The organism is Rhizobium sp. 05L429, from assembly GCF_056397645.1.
Genome location: NZ_JBFTNV010000045.1, coordinates 30,479 through 46,942, shown reverse-complemented (window position 1 = coordinate 46,942; position 16,464 = coordinate 30,479). Strand labels below are relative to the sequence as shown.

General features: G+C 61.0%; 18 protein-coding genes, 1 pseudogene and 1 riboswitch. Of the genes and pseudogenes, 7 read left to right on the top strand and 12 right to left on the bottom strand.

Features of this window, described 5'->3' with window-relative positions; translation table 11 throughout:
• Positions 1–28: 28 nt before the first annotated feature.
• The 4 genes from AC1DNW_RS32475 to crcB form a co-directional block, all read right to left on the bottom strand.
• Positions 29–814 (bottom strand): ATP12 family chaperone protein, encoded by a 786-nt coding sequence (locus AC1DNW_RS32475; protein ID WP_113310635.1) that lies wholly within the window; start codon positions 812–814, stop codon positions 29–31.
• Between the two features lie 9 nt (positions 815–823).
• Positions 824–1,471 (bottom strand): HAD-IA family hydrolase, encoded by a 648-nt coding sequence (locus AC1DNW_RS32470; protein ID WP_113310636.1) that lies wholly within the window; start codon positions 1,469–1,471, stop codon positions 824–826.
• On the bottom strand, positions 1,468–2,457 hold the full coding sequence (locus tag AC1DNW_RS32465; RefSeq protein ID WP_113299397.1) for an RluA family pseudouridine synthase: 990 nt from the start codon (positions 2,455–2,457) through the stop codon (positions 1,468–1,470). Before AC1DNW_RS32465 ends, AC1DNW_RS32470 begins: the two co-directional genes overlap by 4 nt.
• Before the next feature lie 96 nt (positions 2,458–2,553).
• Entirely contained in the window at positions 2,554–2,931 is a 378-nt protein-coding gene (gene crcB / locus AC1DNW_RS32460; RefSeq protein ID WP_113310637.1) for a fluoride efflux transporter CrcB, read from the bottom strand.
• Positions 2,932–3,051: 120 nt separating this feature from the next.
• Between crcB and AC1DNW_RS32455 the strand changes: the two genes are divergently transcribed.
• Positions 3,052–3,315 (top strand): hypothetical protein, encoded by a 264-nt coding sequence (locus AC1DNW_RS32455; RefSeq protein WP_113310638.1) that lies wholly within the window; start codon positions 3,052–3,054, stop codon positions 3,313–3,315.
• A gap of 65 nt (positions 3,316–3,380) precedes the next feature.
• Here the strand turns inward: AC1DNW_RS32455 and AC1DNW_RS32450 are convergent.
• A pseudogene (locus AC1DNW_RS32450) lies at positions 3,381–3,836 on the bottom strand (copper chaperone PCu(A)C); the annotation flags it as partial.
• A 231-nt stretch (positions 3,837–4,067) separates the two neighbouring features.
• A riboswitch (glycine riboswitch) is annotated at positions 4,068–4,159 on the top strand.
• Between the two features lie 155 nt (positions 4,160–4,314).
• Between AC1DNW_RS32450 and gcvT the strand changes: the two are divergent.
• The 4 genes from gcvT to AC1DNW_RS32430 all read left to right on the top strand — a co-directional run bounded on the left by gcvT (position 4,315) and on the right by AC1DNW_RS32430 (position 9,086).
• A complete protein-coding gene (gene gcvT / locus AC1DNW_RS32445) occupies positions 4,315–5,451 on the top strand; it encodes a glycine cleavage system aminomethyltransferase GcvT (RefSeq protein ID WP_113310639.1) in 1,137 nt (378 codons plus the stop codon).
• Positions 5,452–5,475: 24 nt separating this feature from the next.
• Positions 5,476–5,838 (top strand): glycine cleavage system protein GcvH, encoded by a 363-nt coding sequence (gene gcvH, locus AC1DNW_RS32440; protein WP_113310640.1) that lies wholly within the window; start codon positions 5,476–5,478, stop codon positions 5,836–5,838.
• A complete protein-coding gene (gcvP, locus tag AC1DNW_RS32435; RefSeq protein ID WP_113310641.1) occupies positions 5,838–8,702 on the top strand; it encodes an aminomethyl-transferring glycine dehydrogenase in 2,865 nt (954 codons plus the stop codon). Before gcvH ends, gcvP begins: the two co-directional genes overlap by 1 nt.
• Before the next feature lie 138 nt (positions 8,703–8,840).
• A complete protein-coding gene (locus AC1DNW_RS32430) occupies positions 8,841–9,086 on the top strand; it encodes a DUF982 domain-containing protein (RefSeq protein ID WP_477836044.1) in 246 nt (81 codons plus the stop codon).
• A gap of 275 nt (positions 9,087–9,361) precedes the next feature.
• Here AC1DNW_RS32430 and AC1DNW_RS32425 read toward each other — a convergent pair whose 3' ends face one another.
• Positions 9,362–10,330, bottom strand: a complete 969-nt coding sequence (locus tag AC1DNW_RS32425) for an SDR family NAD(P)-dependent oxidoreductase (protein WP_113310642.1) — start codon at positions 10,328–10,330, stop codon at positions 9,362–9,364.
• A gap of 135 nt (positions 10,331–10,465) precedes the next feature.
• On the opposite strand from AC1DNW_RS32425, the gene AC1DNW_RS32420 reads away from it, so the two are divergent.
• Together AC1DNW_RS32420 and AC1DNW_RS32415 are read left to right on the top strand one after the other, a co-directional pair.
• Complete coding sequence (locus tag AC1DNW_RS32420; RefSeq protein WP_113310643.1) at positions 10,466–11,050, top strand: TetR/AcrR family transcriptional regulator; 585 nt, start codon at positions 10,466–10,468, stop codon at positions 11,048–11,050.
• 124 nt (positions 11,051–11,174) lie between these two features.
• A complete protein-coding gene (locus tag AC1DNW_RS32415) occupies positions 11,175–11,480 on the top strand; it encodes a flagellar basal body protein (RefSeq protein ID WP_113310644.1) in 306 nt (101 codons plus the stop codon).
• Positions 11,481–11,495: 15 nt separating this feature from the next.
• Here AC1DNW_RS32415 and AC1DNW_RS32410 read toward each other — a convergent pair whose 3' ends face one another.
• The 6 genes from AC1DNW_RS32410 to sufC form a co-directional block, all read right to left on the bottom strand.
• Positions 11,496–12,116 carry a LysE family transporter gene (locus AC1DNW_RS32410; protein ID WP_113310645.1) on the bottom strand — a complete coding sequence of 207 codons (621 nt, stop codon included), beginning with the start codon at positions 12,114–12,116 and terminating at the stop codon, positions 11,496–11,498.
• A gap of 106 nt (positions 12,117–12,222) precedes the next feature.
• Positions 12,223–12,618 (bottom strand): Fe-S cluster assembly scaffold SufA, encoded by a 396-nt coding sequence (sufA, locus tag AC1DNW_RS32405; RefSeq protein WP_113310646.1) that lies wholly within the window; start codon positions 12,616–12,618, stop codon positions 12,223–12,225.
• 90 nt (positions 12,619–12,708) lie between these two features.
• Positions 12,709–13,083 carry an SUF system Fe-S cluster assembly protein gene (locus AC1DNW_RS32400; RefSeq protein ID WP_113310647.1) on the bottom strand — a complete coding sequence of 125 codons (375 nt, stop codon included), beginning with the start codon at positions 13,081–13,083 and terminating at the stop codon, positions 12,709–12,711.
• A gap of 10 nt (positions 13,084–13,093) precedes the next feature.
• Positions 13,094–14,335, bottom strand: coding sequence for a cysteine desulfurase (locus AC1DNW_RS32395; protein ID WP_113310648.1), 1,242 nt, complete (start codon positions 14,333–14,335; stop codon positions 13,094–13,096).
• 12 nt (positions 14,336–14,347) lie between these two features.
• Complete coding sequence (sufD, locus tag AC1DNW_RS32390; RefSeq protein WP_113310649.1) at positions 14,348–15,622, bottom strand: Fe-S cluster assembly protein SufD; 1,275 nt, start codon at positions 15,620–15,622, stop codon at positions 14,348–14,350.
• Between the two features lie 23 nt (positions 15,623–15,645).
• Positions 15,646–16,401, bottom strand: coding sequence for a Fe-S cluster assembly ATPase SufC (sufC, locus tag AC1DNW_RS32385; protein ID WP_113310690.1), 756 nt, complete (start codon positions 16,399–16,401; stop codon positions 15,646–15,648).
• Positions 16,402–16,464: the final 63 nt, after the last annotated feature.

Below are 16,464 nucleotides of genomic sequence, written 5' to 3'. Positions count from 1 at the left end.
GTCATAAAGCCCGTCAAGGCAATATGATTCAGGCCCTTAGCGCGAAAAAAACATCCGTTGCGGCCTTGAAATCCTCGAAACGCTTGGCCCTGCGCTGCTCGGCTTCTTCGTCGCTTCCCCAATGCTCGATGGTCCAGTCCTCATCGAGATGGGCGAGCGACCAGGCTTCGTCTGGCGTGATCCGCTCTTCGGCAATCGCAAGCGCCAGAAGCGCCGAACCGGTTAGCGTCGTCATCGTGTGGAGAGCGGCGAGCGTGAGTGCGCTGTCATGCCGGCGCAGCGCCGAACCGAAGGCGGCGATCGCCTCGCGCGGCTGCTCGTGATGCATCACACCTTCGACGAGGATGAAGCGCGCACCGAATTCGGCGGCTGCCCAGTCGAGCACCGGATCCCAGCGCTCCGTCTGTCGCTCGACCAGCTTTTGCGGGTCGTCGGCGCGGTAGCAGAGCAGGTCGCTCGATGAAAAGCGCAGAATATCCTCGAAGACGGCCTGCGTGTCGGTCGCAACGCCGTCGATCGCCGTGTTGACAAGACGCGTCATCGGCATCAGCGAGGGATCGATGACCTCACTCTGTGCGTCCCATTCGGCAGCGACGAGCTTTGCCAGCGCTTCGCTCGGCACTGCCAGTATCTGGCGGGCCGGCGTGCGCACGAGTTTGCCGTCCAGCTCGATCGCGAAACCATCTTCGTGTGGTGCAGTGGAAACCGCCTGATAGAAGCGCTTCGGCAGCGGCTTCTTCATCTGGATCTGCGCACGGCGGATCGGATCGGGATGGCTCAGGTCTTCGGAAAGGTCGTTCAGCAGGTCGCGCATGGGCTCACCTCAGGAAAAATGGCGCAAAATCTCATTCGGATGATAGGCGATCGCATCGGCGCCATTGGCGATCAGTTCATCCACGCTGGCATAGCCCCAGGCAACACCGATCGCCTTGGCGCCGGCAGCCTTTGCCATCTGCATATCGTAAATCGCATCACCGATGACAATGGTGTCGGCGGCAACGATGCCGGTTTCATCGCAGCATTCGCTCACCATGGCCGGATGCGGCTTGGAGGGGCAATCGTCGGCGGTGCGCGATACGATGAAGTTGAAACCATGCGTTTCCGCCACAAGCTTTAGCCCGCGCCGGGACTTGCCGGTGACGGCGCCGATCAGCAGATCCTCGCGCCCACTGATCGCATCGATCATCTCTCGAATGCCGGCAAACAGCGGCTCCCGGTAGTCGAGATCCTGCCGCACCACCGAGAACAGCGATTTGTAATGCGCCGTCATGTCGATGTCTTGCTGCTCGACATGCTGCTTGCCCTGCATGCGGGCAATGGCGATATCCAGCGACAGGCCGATAATCGCCTTGGTATCCTCAAAGCGCGGCTCTGCCTTGCCGAATTTTTCGAAGGTGCGGCGCATGGTTTCGTGGATCAGCCCGGCGCTGTCGACCAGCGTGCCGTCGCAATCAAAAAGCGCGAGTTTCATTCGTCGTCTCTCTCAGCGCCGGCAAGGTCGAGACCGAGAAGGTTCCAGGTCTGCACCATATGCGGCGGCAGCGGTGCGCTGACGCGCAGGCGCCCGCCGGCGGGATGCGGGATATCGATATGGCGTGCGTGCAGATGCAGCTTCTTCTGGATGCCTCCGGGGAAAGGCCAGTTTATATCGTCGTCGAAATATTTCGGATCGCCGATGATCGGATGGCCGATATGCAGCGCATGGACGCGCAACTGGTGAGTACGCCCCGTATAGGGTTCCATCTCCAGCCATGCGAGATTCTGCGCCGCCGTCTCCAGCACGCGGTAGAAGGAAATCGCATGATCGGCGCCGTCTTCGCCGTGCTTGGCGATGCGCATGCGGTCGCCGTCGGCCGTCGGCTCCTTGACGAGCCAGGTCGAGATTCTGTCCTCGTGCTTGCGCGGTACACCCTTGACCAGCGCCCAGTAGGTCTTCTTGGTGTCGCGTTCGCGGAAGGCGGCGGTCAGCTTCTGGGCAGCACCCCGCGTGCGGGCAATGACGAGCACGCCTGATGTATCGCGGTCGAGGCGATGCACGAGGCGCGGCTTCTCGCCCTTCGGGCTGGTCCAGGCTTCGAGCATCTGGTCGATATGTCTTGCAACACCCGAGCCGCCCTGCACCGCAAGCCCTGGCGGCTTGTTGAGGACGATGACCTTCTCGTCCTCATGTAGCACCATGCGGGATAAAAGCTCGAAATCGCTCGAATGCTTGAGATCCTTGCCGGCGATCGGCCCCTTCAGCTTGGCATCGACATCGAGCGGCGGGATGCGCACCATCTGGCCGGGCTGCACACGGGCATCCGATTTGACGCGGCCGCCGTCGACGCGCACCTGGCCGGAGCGCAGCAGCTTCTGCAGTGGGCCGAAGCCAAGCCCCGGATAATGGATCTTGAACCAGCGGTCGAGCCGCATGCCCGCTTCATCGGGCTCCACCTTGATGTGTTCTATGCCTGCCATGGATATCTTTCGGAAAATACGGGCGCGATCGAAGCCGGCGCCTCTCTTGCCGCTGCCTTTAGAGCATTTTTCACAAAACGGAAATCGGAATCGAAATCAGAGCAGTACGCGCATCAGGCCGAGGCCGGCCATGACGGCCATCATCGAAAGCCCGACGCTTGCTGCGATATAGATGCCGCCGGCAAAAACCTCGCCGCGCTCGAAGAGGGAGATCGCATCCAGCGAGAAGGCGGAGAACGTGGTGAAGCCGCCGAGGAAGCCCGTGATCAGCAGGAGACGCAGCTCCACCGATGCGTTGAAACGGCGCGCAATCATCTCGGCAAAGACACCGATGATGAAGCAGCCGACGACGTTCACGACAAGCGTTCCCCAGGGAAAGCCAGGCCCCATGAGCCGCAGGGAGCCCAGGCCGACATAATATCTCAGAAGTGAACCGATTGCGCCGCCGACGGCGACGAGCAGAGCCTGGAACATGCCCCGGTTTATTGCGATTCCGTCCTGATTCCAATCGCATCTGCAGAATTCTTACCATCCGGTAAAATGCGAATGATTTTCTTAAGCCGAACGCGAAGATCGTCCCGGTATGACAGGCGCATGACACAGCTTGTTTCCATATCCGCGAACACCGCTGCCTTCGCTTTCGATTCCCTGCGCATCCCGCAGCGAGTGGCGACGGGCACGGCCGCGCGCGAAGCTCGCAAGATTGCGGAACGCCAGCTCAGTCCGAGCGGCGACGATCGGGAAGAATCTACCAATATCATCCAGAATACCGAAGTTGCGCTCGATCTGATGACCAAGGGGTATCGCCAGCCGCAGGCCGGCTTGCAGCAGGCCCTGCAGTCTTATGAGGATGTCTGAGATTTAAGTTTTGCTGGGAGGAGCAAAGCCCGCGCATTGTCGCGGGCTTTTTTGTTTTTCACCGCTTATTTGCCCTGTGCCGACAGCACGTTCAGCACCAGGTCGACCTTGCCGGCCTTTTCGAAGGTCAGGGTAACAGGCACTTTGTCGCCCTGCCTGAAGGGCGTCTTCACCTTCTGGAACATTAGATGCAGGTTGCCGGGCGCAAGCTCGACGGTCTGGCCGGCGGGAATGGCGATTCCGTCCTTCAGTTCACGCATCCTCATGACATTGTCTTTCATGGCCATCTCGTGAAGCTGCACCTCGCCGGCATTGGGCGACGTGACCGAGACGAGACGGTCATCGGCAGAGCCATTATTCTTCACGGTGAAGAAGCCGCCGCCGACAGGCTGGCCGGGCAGCATCGCCTTGGCAAAACCGCCGGAGACTTCGAGATCGCCAGCCTTCACCACGTCACCACCTGTAGACATGCTCATGGAGCCCATGCTGCCCATATCCATGCCCTTCATGTCATGATGATCCTGTGCGAGTGCTGATCCGGCGAAGCCGCAAGCGCAAAGGAAAGCTGTAAAACCAAACGTCCTGACAATGTTCATCGAATATCTCCTCGCTTTGCGTCGCGTTAGCCAATTTTGCCCGCAAATGCAAAAGCCCATTTGCCACGCATCGCAACCGGCTTCTTTGAGCCGCGACAAAAATTTGTGCAGCTACGACATTTCGCTTGCCAAGGCCCGCCGCCCCCGGATAATTGCCGCAACCTTGTTGGGAGAAGCCGGTACGTGATGCCGGTGCCGAAGGAGCAACCGCCCCGGAAACTCTCAGGCAAAAGGACCACAAGGGGCAGACGGAACTCTGGAGAGAGGCGTTCTCGAAACGCCCGCCGAAGGGATAACAATCTCAGGCACAGGGACAGAGGGGGCTCAAGGAGACAAGGCGCAACCGCGCCTTCAGTTTTGAGCCCGCGCCCGGAATATCCGGCGCAAACCCCGGAGGCGTCGTTTGGACGATACTGCTGCCCTTAAGAAAACCCCGCTTCACGCGCTGCACCTGTCGCTCGGCGCCCGCATGGTGCCCTTCGCAGGTTATGACATGCCGGTGCAATATACTGCCGGCGTCATGAAGGAGCATCTGCAGACCCGTACTGCCGCCGGCCTCTTCGATGTCTCTCACATGGGCCAGGTCATCATCAAGGCGAAGTCCGGCACGTATGAGGATGCGGCGCTTGCGCTCGAAAGCCTCGTGCCCGTCGATATCCTCGGCCTCGCCGAGGGACGCCAGCGTTACGGCTTCTTCACCGATGAGAACGGCGGCATCCTCGACGACCTGATGATTACACATCTCGACGACCACCTCTTCGTCGTCGTCAACGCTGCCTGTAAGGAAGCCGATCTCGCGCACCTGCAGAAGCATCTCTCCGATACCTGCGAGATCACCGTCCTCGACCGCGCCTTGATCGCCCTGCAGGGCCCACGCGCCGTCGACGTGCTCGCCGAACTCTGGGCCGATGTCGCCGCCATGAAATTCATGGACGTACGCCACTGCCGCCTGCACGACGTTTCCTGTCTCGTCTCGCGCTCGGGCTATTCCGGCGAGGACGGTTTCGAAATCTCCATTCCCGCCGACAAGGCCGAGGATGTCACCAACCGGTTGCTCGAGCATCCCGATGTCGAGCTGATCGGCCTTGGAGCGCGCGACAGCCTGCGCCTCGAAGCCGGCCTCTGCCTCTATGGCAACGATATCGACACGACCACGTCGCCTGTCGAAGCCGCCATCGAGTGGGGAATGCAGAAGGCTCGCCGTACGGGCGGCGCCCGCGCCGGCGGTTTCCCCGGTGCTGAGCGCATTCTCGGCGAACTCGACAATGGCGTTTCCCGCAAGCGCGTCGGCCTGAAGCCCGAGGGCAAGGCGCCTGTGCGCGGCCATGCCAAGCTCTATGCCGATGCCGAAGGCAAGACCGAGATCGGCGAAGTCACCTCGGGTGGTTTCGGCCCTTCCGTCGAAGGCCCCGTCGCCATGGGCTACCTGCCGGTTTCCCACGCTGCAGCGGGCACGCAGGTCTATGCCGAAGTGCGCGGCAAGTACCTGCCCGTCACAGTCTCTGCCCTTCCCTTCATCACGCCGACCTACAAACGCTGACCCTTATTGCGAGAGGATTTTTCCATGCTGAAATTTACTGCTGAACATGAATGGCTGAAGCTCGAAGGCGATGTCGCGACCGTTGGCATCACCACCTATGCTGTCGAGCAGCTCGGCGACCTCGTTTTCGTGGAATTGCCTGAAGTCGGCGCTACCTTCTCCAAGGATGGCAATGCTGCGACAGTCGAATCCGTCAAGGCTGCTTCGGATGTCTATTGTCCGCTCGATGGCGAGATCGTCGAAGTCAATCCGGCCATTGTCGCCGACCCGTCGCTCGTCAATTCCGATCCTCAAGGGTCTGGCTGGTTCTTCAAGCTCAAGCTCAAGAACCTCTCCGATGCCGATGGCCTGCTCGACGAAGCAGCCTATAAGGAGCTGACTGCGTAATGACGACGCCTACCGAATTCCAGTTCACCGACTATCAGCCTTATGACTTCGCCAACCGTCGTCATATCGGCCCCTCGCCGTCTGAAATGTCGGATATGCTCGGCGTCATCGGCTACAAGAGCCTCGATGCGCTGATCGACGCAACCGTGCCGCCCGCCATCCGCCAGAAGGCGCCGCTCCTCTGGGGCGCACCGATGACGGAGCGCGAGGCGCTCGACAAGCTGCGCGAAACCGCCAACAAGAACAAGGTTCTGACCTCGCTGATCGGCCAGGGCTATTACGGCACCATCACGCCGCCGGTCATCCAGCGCAACATCCTGGAAAACCCGGCCTGGTACACGGCTTACACGCCATACCAGCCGGAAATCTCGCAAGGCCGCCTCGAAGCGCTCCTGAACTACCAGACGATGATCTGCGACCTGACCGGCCTCGATGTCGCCAACGCTTCGTTGCTCGACGAAGCGACGGCTGCTGCCGAAGGCATGGCCATGGCCGAACGCGTCTCCAAGTCGAAGGCCAAGGCATTCTTCGTCGATGCCGACTGCCACCCGCAGACGATCGAGCTGATCAAGACCCGTGCTGAGCCGCTCGGCTGGAGCGTCATCGTCGGCGACCCCTTCAAGGATCTCGATCCTGTCGATGTCTTCGGCGCGATCTTCCAGTATCCGGGCACCCATGGTCATGTGCGCGATTTCACCGGCCTGATCTCCCGCTTGCACCAGACGGGCGCCATCGCCGTCGTCGCCGCCGATATCCTGTCGCTGACGCTTCTGAAGTCACCGGGTGAAATGGGTGCCGATATCGCCATCGGCTCCTCGCAGCGCTTCGGCGTTCCGGTCGGTTACGGCGGCCCGCATGCCGCCTACATGTCGGTCAAGGATGCCATCAAGCGCTCCATGCCCGGCCGTCTCGTCGGCGTGTCCGTCGATGCCCGCGGCAACCGCGCCTACCGCCTGTCGCTGCAGACACGCGAACAGCATATCCGCCGTGAAAAGGCGACGTCGAACATCTGCACCGCGCAGGTTCTGCTCGCCGTCATGGCCTCGATGTACGCCGTCTTCCACGGCCCGAAGGGCATCAAGGCAATTGCCCAGCAGGTCCATCAGAAGGCCGTGCTGATGGCCAAGGGTCTGGAAAAGCTCGGCTACAAGGTTGAACCGGAAACCTTCTTCGACACGATCACCGTCGATGTCGGCCACATGCAGGGCCTCATCCTGCGCGCGGCCGTCGCCGAAGGCGTCAACCTGCGCAAGGTCGGCCAGACGAAGATCGGCATGTCGCTCGACGAGCGCACGCGTCCGGCAACGCTTGAGGCTGTCTGGCGTGCCTTCGGCGGCAATTTCCAGATCGCCGATTTCGAGCCGTCCTATCGCCTGCCGAAAGATCTGCTGCGCACGAGCGAATACCTGACGCATCCGATCTTCCACATGAACCGCGCCGAGAGCGAAATGACCCGCTACATCCGCCGGCTCTCCGACCGCGATCTGGCGTTGGACCGCTCGATGATCCCGCTCGGCTCCTGCACGATGAAGCTGAATGCGACAGCGGAAATGCTGCCGATCACCTGGCCGGAATTTTCCGACATCCATCCTTTCGTGCCGGCCGACCAGGCGCTGGGCTACCGCGAAATGATCGATGACCTGACGGAAAAGCTCTGCGCCGTCACCGGCTACGACGCTTTCTCCATGCAGCCGAATTCCGGCGCACAGGGCGAATATGCAGGCTTGCTGACCATCCGCAATTACCACATCGCGAACAGCCAGGGTCACCGCGACGTCTGCCTTATCCCGACCTCGGCGCATGGCACCAACCCGGCCTCGGCCCAGATGGTCGGCATGAAGGTGGTCGTCGTCAAGGTTCGCGAAAACGGCGATATCGACCTCGACGATTTCCGCGCCAAGGCCGAGCAGTATGCGGACAATCTGTCCTGCTGCATGATCACCTATCCGTCGACGCACGGCGTGTTCGAGGAAACCGTCAAGGAAATCTGCGATCTCGTGCATCAGCATGGCGGCCAGGTCTATCTTGACGGCGCCAACATGAACGCCATGGTCGGCCTGTCCCGTCCCGGTGACATTGGCTCTGACGTCTCGCACCTCAACCTGCACAAGACCTTCTGCATCCCGCATGGCGGCGGCGGTCCCGGTATGGGCCCGATCGGCGTCAAGTCTCATCTGGCGCCCCACCTGCCGGGTCATCCGGAAACGGACGGTCGTTCGGGCGCGGTTTCGGCAGCAGCCTTCGGTTCGGCCTCCATCCTGCCGATCTCCTGGAGCTACTGCCTGATGATGGGCGGCGAAGGCCTGACGCAGGCAACCAAGGTGGCGATCCTCAACGCCAACTATATCGCGGCTCGCCTGAAGGGCGCTTACGACGTGCTCTATAAGTCGGCTGCCGGCCGCGTGGCGCATGAATGCATTATCGATACCCGTCCGCTGGTCGACAGCTGCGGCGTGACCGTCGATGACGTCGCCAAGCGCCTCATCGACTGCGGCTTCCACGCGCCGACCATGAGCTGGCCGGTTGCCGGCACGCTGATGATCGAGCCGACGGAATCCGAGACCAAGGCCGAACTCGACCGCTTCTGCGAAGCGATGCTGGCGATTCGTCAGGAAGCCCGCGACATCGAAGAGGGACGTTCGGACAAGCTCAACAACCCGCTGAAGAACGCCCCGCATACGGTGGAAGACCTCGTCGGCGAATGGGATCGCCCCTATTCGCGCGAACAGGCCTGCTTCCCGCCCGGCGCCTTCCGCGTGGACAAGTACTGGTCCCCGGTCAACCGCGTCGACAACGTCTATGGCGATCGCAACCTGATCTGCACTTGCCCGCCGGTCGAGGCTTACGCCGAGGCTGCTGAGTAAAGCTCAGGCCGGACGCCCGAAGCGCAAGCAAAGGGCTGGACAATCAAAGCCCCTTCCTTCACGGGAGGGGCTTTCCTAATTCTGATAGAAATACACGAAGGAGGTCACACCATGTCTCAGGATCAAAGCGAAGCAAGAATGCAGGCGCCCTGGTCGAAGCCTGTGCTCGTCGCCCTCGAAGAGCCCGGCCAATATGAGACCATCGACAATACCCAGGCGGCTTCCTGGGCGATGATCGAGGACTGGCCGACGGAAGATGGTGCCGCACTCGACCAGGCACTGCTGGTCTGCGCCGATGTCATCAAGGGCAAGCGTACCGGTGAGGATGCGCGCAAGGCATTCATCGCCGCTGCAGTCGAAGCGGGCCTCGATATCAAGGCGTGAATTGCGGCTGTTGGCCGAGAGCCGCAGATGGATAATACGCGACGACGCATTCCCGACGATGAAAGAAAGCCGCCAGACTTTTCGGAATTTTCATTGGGAACGGTGAACCAATTTCGGTTCGCTGCGTAATCATCTTTGCTGGATACTGCAAAACCAGCAGGAGAAGGGTTGCCTGCCCCTGTACCGGGCGCCCTTCTCCTTTGTCAGTCTCATAGCAACGAGTTTGCGAACGTCATATCCGGCATAGGGAAAAGACGCTCCTGGCGCGACATGCTTTAGAAGCGCTCGCCGACCATATCCTCGCTTTTGGCCCACAATGCCCTGGCCGTCTCGAGATCGAGCGCGTAGGAACGCACGCCTTCGGAAATCGGGCTGATCGCGGCATCCGTCACTTCGGAAACGTGGCAATTCTCGCAATATCTGCCGCCGACCACATCAGCCGGAGCGACGAAACCTGCCCAGACGGAGGTAGCCGCACCCTGCGGGATCGTCTTCCACTGGAAGGGCGGCTTGCCCTCGGCGGCGAGTGCTGCATTGATCTGCGCCATCATGCCTTCGATCATGCCGGGGTCAAGGTGACGTCCGAGTTCGGTGCTGATGCCGCCGGGATGCAGCGCCACAGCACGGATGCCGCGCTCGCCGAGACGCCGGTCGAGTTCCACAGCAAAAAGAATGTTAGCCGTCTTCGACTGCGCATAGGCCGCCCAGGGTTCATAAGCCCTGTTCTCGAAATTGAGGTCGTCGAGGCTGAAGGGCGCCATGCGATGGCCTGACGATGCAACGATCACAACACGGCCGCCCGATTTGACGAGCGGTGCGATGCGGTTGACCAGCACGAAATGGCCGAGATGGTTGGTGCCGAACTGCGTTTCGAAACCGTCGGCGGTACGGCCGAAGGGGGCCGCCATCACGCCGGCATTGGCAATGACGACATCGAATGGACGGCCGTCCTTGATAAGCGCATCGGCACAGGCCCGCACGCTTGCGAGCGAAGCAAGATCGAGCTCGATGATATCAAGGCTGCCGCCATCGGCCGCATCGGCACGCACGACATCCGTGGCCGCCCTCGCCTTTTCGAGGTCGCGGGCCGTCCCCACCACCTGTGCTCCGTGGGCTGCCAGTACCCGCGCGGTCTCGACGCCGAGGCCGGCCGAAACACCGGTTACCAGAACACGCTTGCCCTTGAGATCGACGCCGGCGAGCACCTCATCCGTAGTCGATTTCGCGCCAAAAACTCCACTCATGATTATCTCCTAGATCAATGGACGCACCGCTCCGGGCTGGTGGACCATTGCCCACCGGCCTCTAATGGAATAAAAGGAGGATGCCTCCAGATAAATACGGAGGGCACCTCCGTTTATCAAGGGGACTTCTCGGAAATGGCCGGAAAAAGTGACGGGTCCACCGTCCGAAAGCCGCGTGCGGATGCCGAACGCAATCGTCTTTTGCTGATGGAAACCGCAAAGACCGTGTTTGCCGGCAAGGGTTCCGGCGCCAGTCTGGAGGAAATTGCCCGCGCAGCCGGCGTTGGCATCGGAACGCTTTATCGCCACTTTCCGACGCGCGATGCGCTGGTTTCCGCCGTCTATCGCAACGAGACGACGCAGCTTGCCGCTGCGGCCAGGAGCCTGTCTGAAACGCATCCACCTGTTGAAGCGCTCCGCCTGTGGCTGGTGCAGTTCGTTGATTATGTCGTGACGAAACACGGCATGTCCGAGCTGCTGGATTCGCTTGTTGGAGGCACGTCCGAGCTCTATGCTGATTCTGTTACCCCGATCACCGACGCCATCCATCTGCTTATCGACCGCGCTACATCAGCCGGCGAAATCCGCCTGACGATGGACCCGCTCGATCTTCTGCGGGCACTTGCCGGTGGCGCGAGCATCAGCTGTGGCCCGGCTTGGCGGGTTGCGGCACGGCAGCTTATCGATATCCTGATTGCAGGTATGAGGCCCGGTCGATGAGGCATACGTGCCGTTCCGGTACAGCCGCCGCAGGCCCCCTCGCCTTTCGCTAACCGAAACCGTTCAGCTTTCCCTAAACCCTTGCCGGTAAAACCGTGGAGGTCCGGAAACAGGGAAACGGTCGATGAGCATTTCTGCAGTCACGCATACGGCTCTTTCGGGAATGCTGGCGCAGACGACGCGCGCAAGCGCGATCGCCAACAACGTCGCCAATGCAAGCACGCCGGGCTATGGCCGCCTGAACACCAGCTTTCAGTCCGTCGAACCCTCGGGCGTTCGGGCAAGCGTTAGCGCGACGGATCAGGGCGTGGATTTTGCGACCGAGCTCACCGACCTGATCGAGACCGAACAGAGCTACAAGGCGAATGCCGCGGTCTTCGAGACCGGTGCCGATCTCTGGGACGTGCTGATGAGCATCAAGCGCGACTGATCGCACCTCACCTTTTCAAACGATCGAATAAGCCACCGAACCGAGCGCCACCGCGCCGAAGGCGATCAGCATATAGCTCGTCGCGCGGCCGACCTTGGCCGCGAAATCGGCCGACAGCCGCTCCCTCGCGAGACTGACGGCACCGCTCAAGCAGAACCACCAGAGCAGCGATCCCATGAAAACGCCCGACACGATGGCAGCCGAGCTGAAGCGCCGTGTCTCCTCGGTCAGGCCAAGCCCGGCAAACAGCGCCCCGAAGGAGAGGATTGTCGCCGGATTGGAAATGGTCAGCAGAAAGGTCGAGACGGTCGTGTGCAGGAAGTCGGCCGCATCGATCTTCGCCGCCTTCATCTTCCCTTTGTTCTTCAGTCCCCGAAAGCCGAGCCACAACAACATCAGCCCGCCGCCAAGTGCCAGCGGAATGGTGGCCATCGACATGGTTTCGGAGAAGACCGCAATCCCCGTCACTGCGACCAGTGCATAACTCGCGTCTCCCAATGCCGTCCCCAGCCCGCCGGAAAAGCCGAACCAGAAGCCCTTCTCGAGACTTCTGTTGATGCAGAGCGTTCCGATAGGCCCAAGCGGCGCTGTGATGATGACGCCCAGCAGGGCGCCTTTCAGGAACAGAAGGAGCATTGTCCGCTTTTCTTCTTCTTGGTCGCTTGTCGGTCTTTGGACAGGCTCGTCTAAATCAAAAGGCCGCCAACTATGGCGGCCATCAGGCATATTCAACGAAAAGCGGTTAGTGCTGTGCCGGCACCACGGCATCGCCGCGCGCGGCCAGCGCTGCCAGATCGGCAGGCTTCAGCTCGACAGACTCACCGCAGCCGCAGGATGAAGTCTGGTTCGGATTGGTGAAAATGAAGCCGGAGCGAAGTGTCGTTGTCTCGAAGCCGAGTTCGGTGCCGAGCAGGTAGAGAACGGCCGATGGCTCAATCCAGACTTTCGCGCCGTCGCGCTCCATCAGGTCGTCCTTGGCATTGGGCTCCGTCACCATGTCGATGGTATATTCCATCCCGGCGCAACCACCCTTCTTGATGCCGACGCGAATGCCCTTGGCATCCGGGCCGCCGTTGCTGACGAGCGCCTTCACGCGCTCTGCGGCGGCTTCCGTCATGCTCATTACTGCAAAGCCCATGGGCTCAATCTCCTTCCACAACCGGGGTCAAGATCCGGCGCTTCATGAATCAATGTAAGGTGATCACCTTAATCGATCAATACCAGCCGGTCAGTACCAGCCAACTGCGACCTGCGCCTCCTCGGACATACGTTCCGGCGTCCACGGCGGATCGAAGGTCATTGAAACCTCGACGCCCAAAACGCCTTCGACAGCGCCGACGGCATTTTCCACCCAGCCCGGCATTTCGCCGGCAACCGGGCAGCCGGGTGCGGTCAGCGTCATCATGATCTTTACCATCCGGTCGTCTTCGATATCGATCTTGTAGATGAGGCCGAGCTCGAAGATGTCAGCCGGAATCTCCGGATCGTAGACGGTCTTGAGAGCGCCGATCACGTCGTCGCTGAGACGCGCCAGCTCCTCTTGGGGAATGCTGGAATGCACGATGCCTTCGCGCACGTCGATCTTCTCTTCATTCAGGCTCATGGCTTCTTCCTCAAGCAAAGAACTTGCGCGCATAGTCGAGCGCATCTGCAAGCGCATCCACCTCGGCGCGGGTATTATACATGCCGAAGGATGCACGGCATGTGGAGGTCACGCCGAAGCGTTTCAAGAGCGGCATGGCGCAATGCGTGCCGGCCCGCACGGCAACGCCCTGGCGATCGATCACCATCGAGACGTCATGGGCGTGAATACCGGCCAATTCGAAGGAGAAGATGGCGCCCTTGCCGGGAGCATTGCCGAAGACGCGCAGCGAATTGACCGCCTTCAGCCGCTCTTCTGCGTAAGCCGTCAGATCCGCCTCATGGGCTGCGATATTCTCGCGGCCGATCTTGTCCATATAGTCGAGCGCATAACCGAGCCCGATCGCCTGCACGATCGGCGGCGTGCCGGCCTCGAAACGATGTGGCGGATCATTATAGGTGACGATATCCTCGCTCACTTCGAAGATCATTTCGCCACCGCCCTGGAACGGCCGCATCTCCTTCAGCCGGTCCTTCTTGCCGTAGAGCACGCCGATGCCCGACGGGCCATAGAGTTTGTGACCGGTCATGACGTACCAGTCGCAATCGATATCCTGCACGTCGACGGGCAGATGCACGGCACCCTGCGAACCGTCGATCAGAACGGGAATGCCGCGCTCATGGGCGATGCGGCAGACTTCCTTGACCGGAACGATGGTGCCGAGCGCATTCGACATATGGGTGATGGCGACGAGCTTGGTCTTGTCGGTCAGGCTCTTTTCGAAATCCTCGATATGGAAGGCGCCTTCGTCATCGACGGGCACCCAGACAAGCTTGGCACCCTGTCTCTCGCGAATGAAATGCCAGGGCACGATATTGGAGTGATGCTCCATGATCGTCAGCACGATCTCGTCGCCTTCGCCGATCTTGGGCATGCCCCAACCGTAGGCAACTGTGTTGATCGCCTCGGTGGAATTCTTGGTGAAGACGATATCATCAACCGAAGGTGCGTTCAGGAAACGGCGAACCTTTTCGCGCGACGCTTCATAGGCTTCCGTGGCCGCATTGGAGAGGTAGTGAAGGCCGCGATGCACATTGGCATATTCATGGCTGTAGGCATGCGAGATCGCGTCGATCACCGCTTGCGGCTTCTGGGCGGAGGCGCCGTTGTCCAGATAGACCAGCGGCTTACCGTGCACCTTCTCCGCAAGGATCGGGAAATCCCTGCGGATGGCTTCGACATCATAGGTGGTTGCCGGCACGATCTTGTCCATGGCGCTATCCGATCAGGCGTGCTTTTCCAGCCAGGCCGAAATGACGCCTTCCAGCGCCTCGACCAGGGCTTCGTCTTCCATTTCCTCAACGATCTCGGCAACGAAGGCGTTGACGAGCATGGCGCGCGCCTTGTTCTCCGGAATGCCGCGAGCCATCAGGTAATAGAGATGGTTGTGGTCGATATCGGCGACCGTCGCACCATGGCCGCACTGCACGTCGTCGGCGAAGATTTCGAGCTCAGGCTTGACCGAGAATTCGGCATCGTCGGACATCAGCAGCGTGTTGCAGGCCATCTTGGCATCGGTCTTCTGGGCATCGGGCGCAACCCGGATCATGCCCTGGAAGACGCCTCTGGCGCGATCGAAGACGACGTTGCGGATCACTTCCGTCGAGCCGGTATGCGGCACGTCATGGCCGAGCACCATCGTCACATCGGTATGTGTCTCGCCGCCGAGCAGGTTGATGCCGCGCAGCGTCAGATCGGCGCCCTCGCCCGTTACCTTGATATTCAGCTCCTGGCGCACCAGCTTGCCGCCGGCATTGATGACGAAGAGCTTCAGCTTGGCGTCAGCGCCGAGATCGATGCGGATCTGGCCGAGATGCGTATCTTCGCCACCCTGCTGCTGCAGAATGATCCAGGTGAGCTCCGTGCCCTCACCCACCGTGATGTCGCTGACATGCGACACGAGCGCGGCGTCACCCGTCACCGACTGGTGACGCTCGATGACGACACCCTTCACATTGGCGCCGAAGGTTACAGGCAGGCGGGTATGAATGTCGCCGCCGGCATGCACGAACTGGATTTCCAGTGGCTCTTCGAGCTCCGTGCCATCGGGCACGTCGACGACATAGCCATCCTTGACGAAGCTGCCATTGATGCGGCCGACAGCGTCGTCGCGACCGAGCGCATCGAGATTGGCAGCGGCCGAACCGTCGGTCAGCTTTTCGGAATAGACCGAAACCGAGAGATCTCCGATTGCGGCCTTGTTGGCGGCCCTGCCCTGAATGACGGCAAGCACCGGAGAACCCTCAACCAGCGGCGGCAGCGCTTCCGAGCCGGCGTCACCCGCCTGCGCCGGAACGCTGCGCAGCAGGTTCTTGAGATCGGTATAGTGCCAGGCCTCGACGCGGCGCGTCGGCAGGCCTTCCTTCTTCAGGTCGTCGAGCAGCCGGTCGCGCAACGCGGTGACCGCGCCATTGCCCGGCAATTCGCCGATCTGGTGGTTGAACGCTTCAATCAGCGCCGATTCGGCCGCGGTCAGGCGGCTCGTCGTTTGCATGTTCATGGACGTCGTCCTTTCCGCCACGCTCAGGCTGCGGCGCCGATGATATCGGCGTAACCGTTGGCTTCCAGCTCATGGGCGAGCGTCTTGTCGCCGGACTTGATGACCTGGCCCTTGTAGAGAACGTGGACCGTATCCGGCACGATGTAATCGAGCAGGCGCTGGTAATGGGTGATGACGACGACGGCACGATCGGGCGACCGCAGCGCGTTGACGCCGTCGGCCACGATCTTCAGCGCGTCGATGTCGAGGCCGGAATCGGTTTCGTCGAGCACGCAGAGCTTCGGCTCGAGCAGCGCCATCTGCAGGATTTCGGCACGCTTCTTCTCGCCGCCGGAGAAACCAACGTTCAGCGGGCGCTTCAGCATCTCGGTGTTGATCTGCAGCTTGCCCGCAGCGTCCTTGACGCGGCGCATGAAGTCGGGCGTCGTCAGTTCGGCTTCGCCGCGTGCCTTGCGCTGCTCGTTCATCGCCACCTTCAGGAACTGCATGGTCGCAACGCCGGGGATCTCGACAGGGTACTGGAAGGCCAGGAAGATACCCTTGGTGGCGCGCTCGGCAGCGTCGAGCTCGAGGATGCTCTCGCCGTTGTAGAGGATATCGCCCTCGGTCACTTCGTAATCTTCGCGGCCGGAGAGGATGTAGGAGAGTGTCGACTTGCCGGAGCCGTTCGGGCCCATGATGGCGGCAACTTCGCCAGCCTTCACGGTGAGGTTCAGGCCACGGATGATTTCGGTGCCGTCTTCGGCGATGCGGGCATGGAGGTTCTTGATTTCAAGCATCTTTGGTTCCTGCGTTTTCTCTGCGTAGCTCATCGGAGCCTCGCGTAATTTCTAAGGGCATTG

Bases quoted from the DNA above. Each gene is read 5' to 3' on its own strand.
- AC1DNW_RS32475 (WP_113310635.1), bottom strand. From the start codon at position 814: ATGCGCGACCTGCTGAACGACCTTTCCGAAGACCTGAGCCATCCCGAT.
- AC1DNW_RS32470 (WP_113310636.1), bottom strand. From the start codon at position 1,471: ATGAAACTCGCGCTTTTTGATTGCGACGGCACGCTGGTCGACAGCGCC.
- AC1DNW_RS32465 (WP_113299397.1), bottom strand. From the start codon at position 2,457: ATGGCAGGCATAGAACACATCAAGGTGGAGCCCGATGAAGCGGGCATG.
- crcB (WP_113310637.1), bottom strand. From the start codon at position 2,931: ATGTTCCAGGCTCTGCTCGTCGCCGTCGGCGGCGCAATCGGTTCACTT.
- AC1DNW_RS32455 (WP_113310638.1), top strand. From the start codon at position 3,052: ATGACACAGCTTGTTTCCATATCCGCGAACACCGCTGCCTTCGCTTTC.
- gcvH (WP_113310640.1), top strand. From the start codon at position 5,476: ATGCTGAAATTTACTGCTGAACATGAATGGCTGAAGCTCGAAGGCGAT.
- gcvP (WP_113310641.1), top strand. From the start codon at position 5,838: ATGACGACGCCTACCGAATTCCAGTTCACCGACTATCAGCCTTATGAC.
- AC1DNW_RS32430 (WP_477836044.1), top strand. From the start codon at position 8,841: ATGCAGGCGCCCTGGTCGAAGCCTGTGCTCGTCGCCCTCGAAGAGCCC.
- AC1DNW_RS32425 (WP_113310642.1), bottom strand. From the start codon at position 10,330: ATGAGTGGAGTTTTTGGCGCGAAATCGACTACGGATGAGGTGCTCGCC.
- AC1DNW_RS32420 (WP_113310643.1), top strand. From the start codon at position 10,466: ATGGCCGGAAAAAGTGACGGGTCCACCGTCCGAAAGCCGCGTGCGGAT.
- AC1DNW_RS32415 (WP_113310644.1), top strand. From the start codon at position 11,175: ATGAGCATTTCTGCAGTCACGCATACGGCTCTTTCGGGAATGCTGGCG.
- AC1DNW_RS32410 (WP_113310645.1), bottom strand. From the start codon at position 12,116: ATGCTCCTTCTGTTCCTGAAAGGCGCCCTGCTGGGCGTCATCATCACA.
- sufA (WP_113310646.1), bottom strand. From the start codon at position 12,618: ATGGGCTTTGCAGTAATGAGCATGACGGAAGCCGCCGCAGAGCGCGTG.
- AC1DNW_RS32400 (WP_113310647.1), bottom strand. From the start codon at position 13,083: ATGAGCCTGAATGAAGAGAAGATCGACGTGCGCGAAGGCATCGTGCAT.
- AC1DNW_RS32395 (WP_113310648.1), bottom strand. From the start codon at position 14,335: ATGGACAAGATCGTGCCGGCAACCACCTATGATGTCGAAGCCATCCGC.
- sufD (WP_113310649.1), bottom strand. From the start codon at position 15,622: ATGAACATGCAAACGACGAGCCGCCTGACCGCGGCCGAATCGGCGCTG.
- sufC (WP_113310690.1), bottom strand. From the start codon at position 16,401: ATGCTTGAAATCAAGAACCTCCATGCCCGCATCGCCGAAGACGGCACC.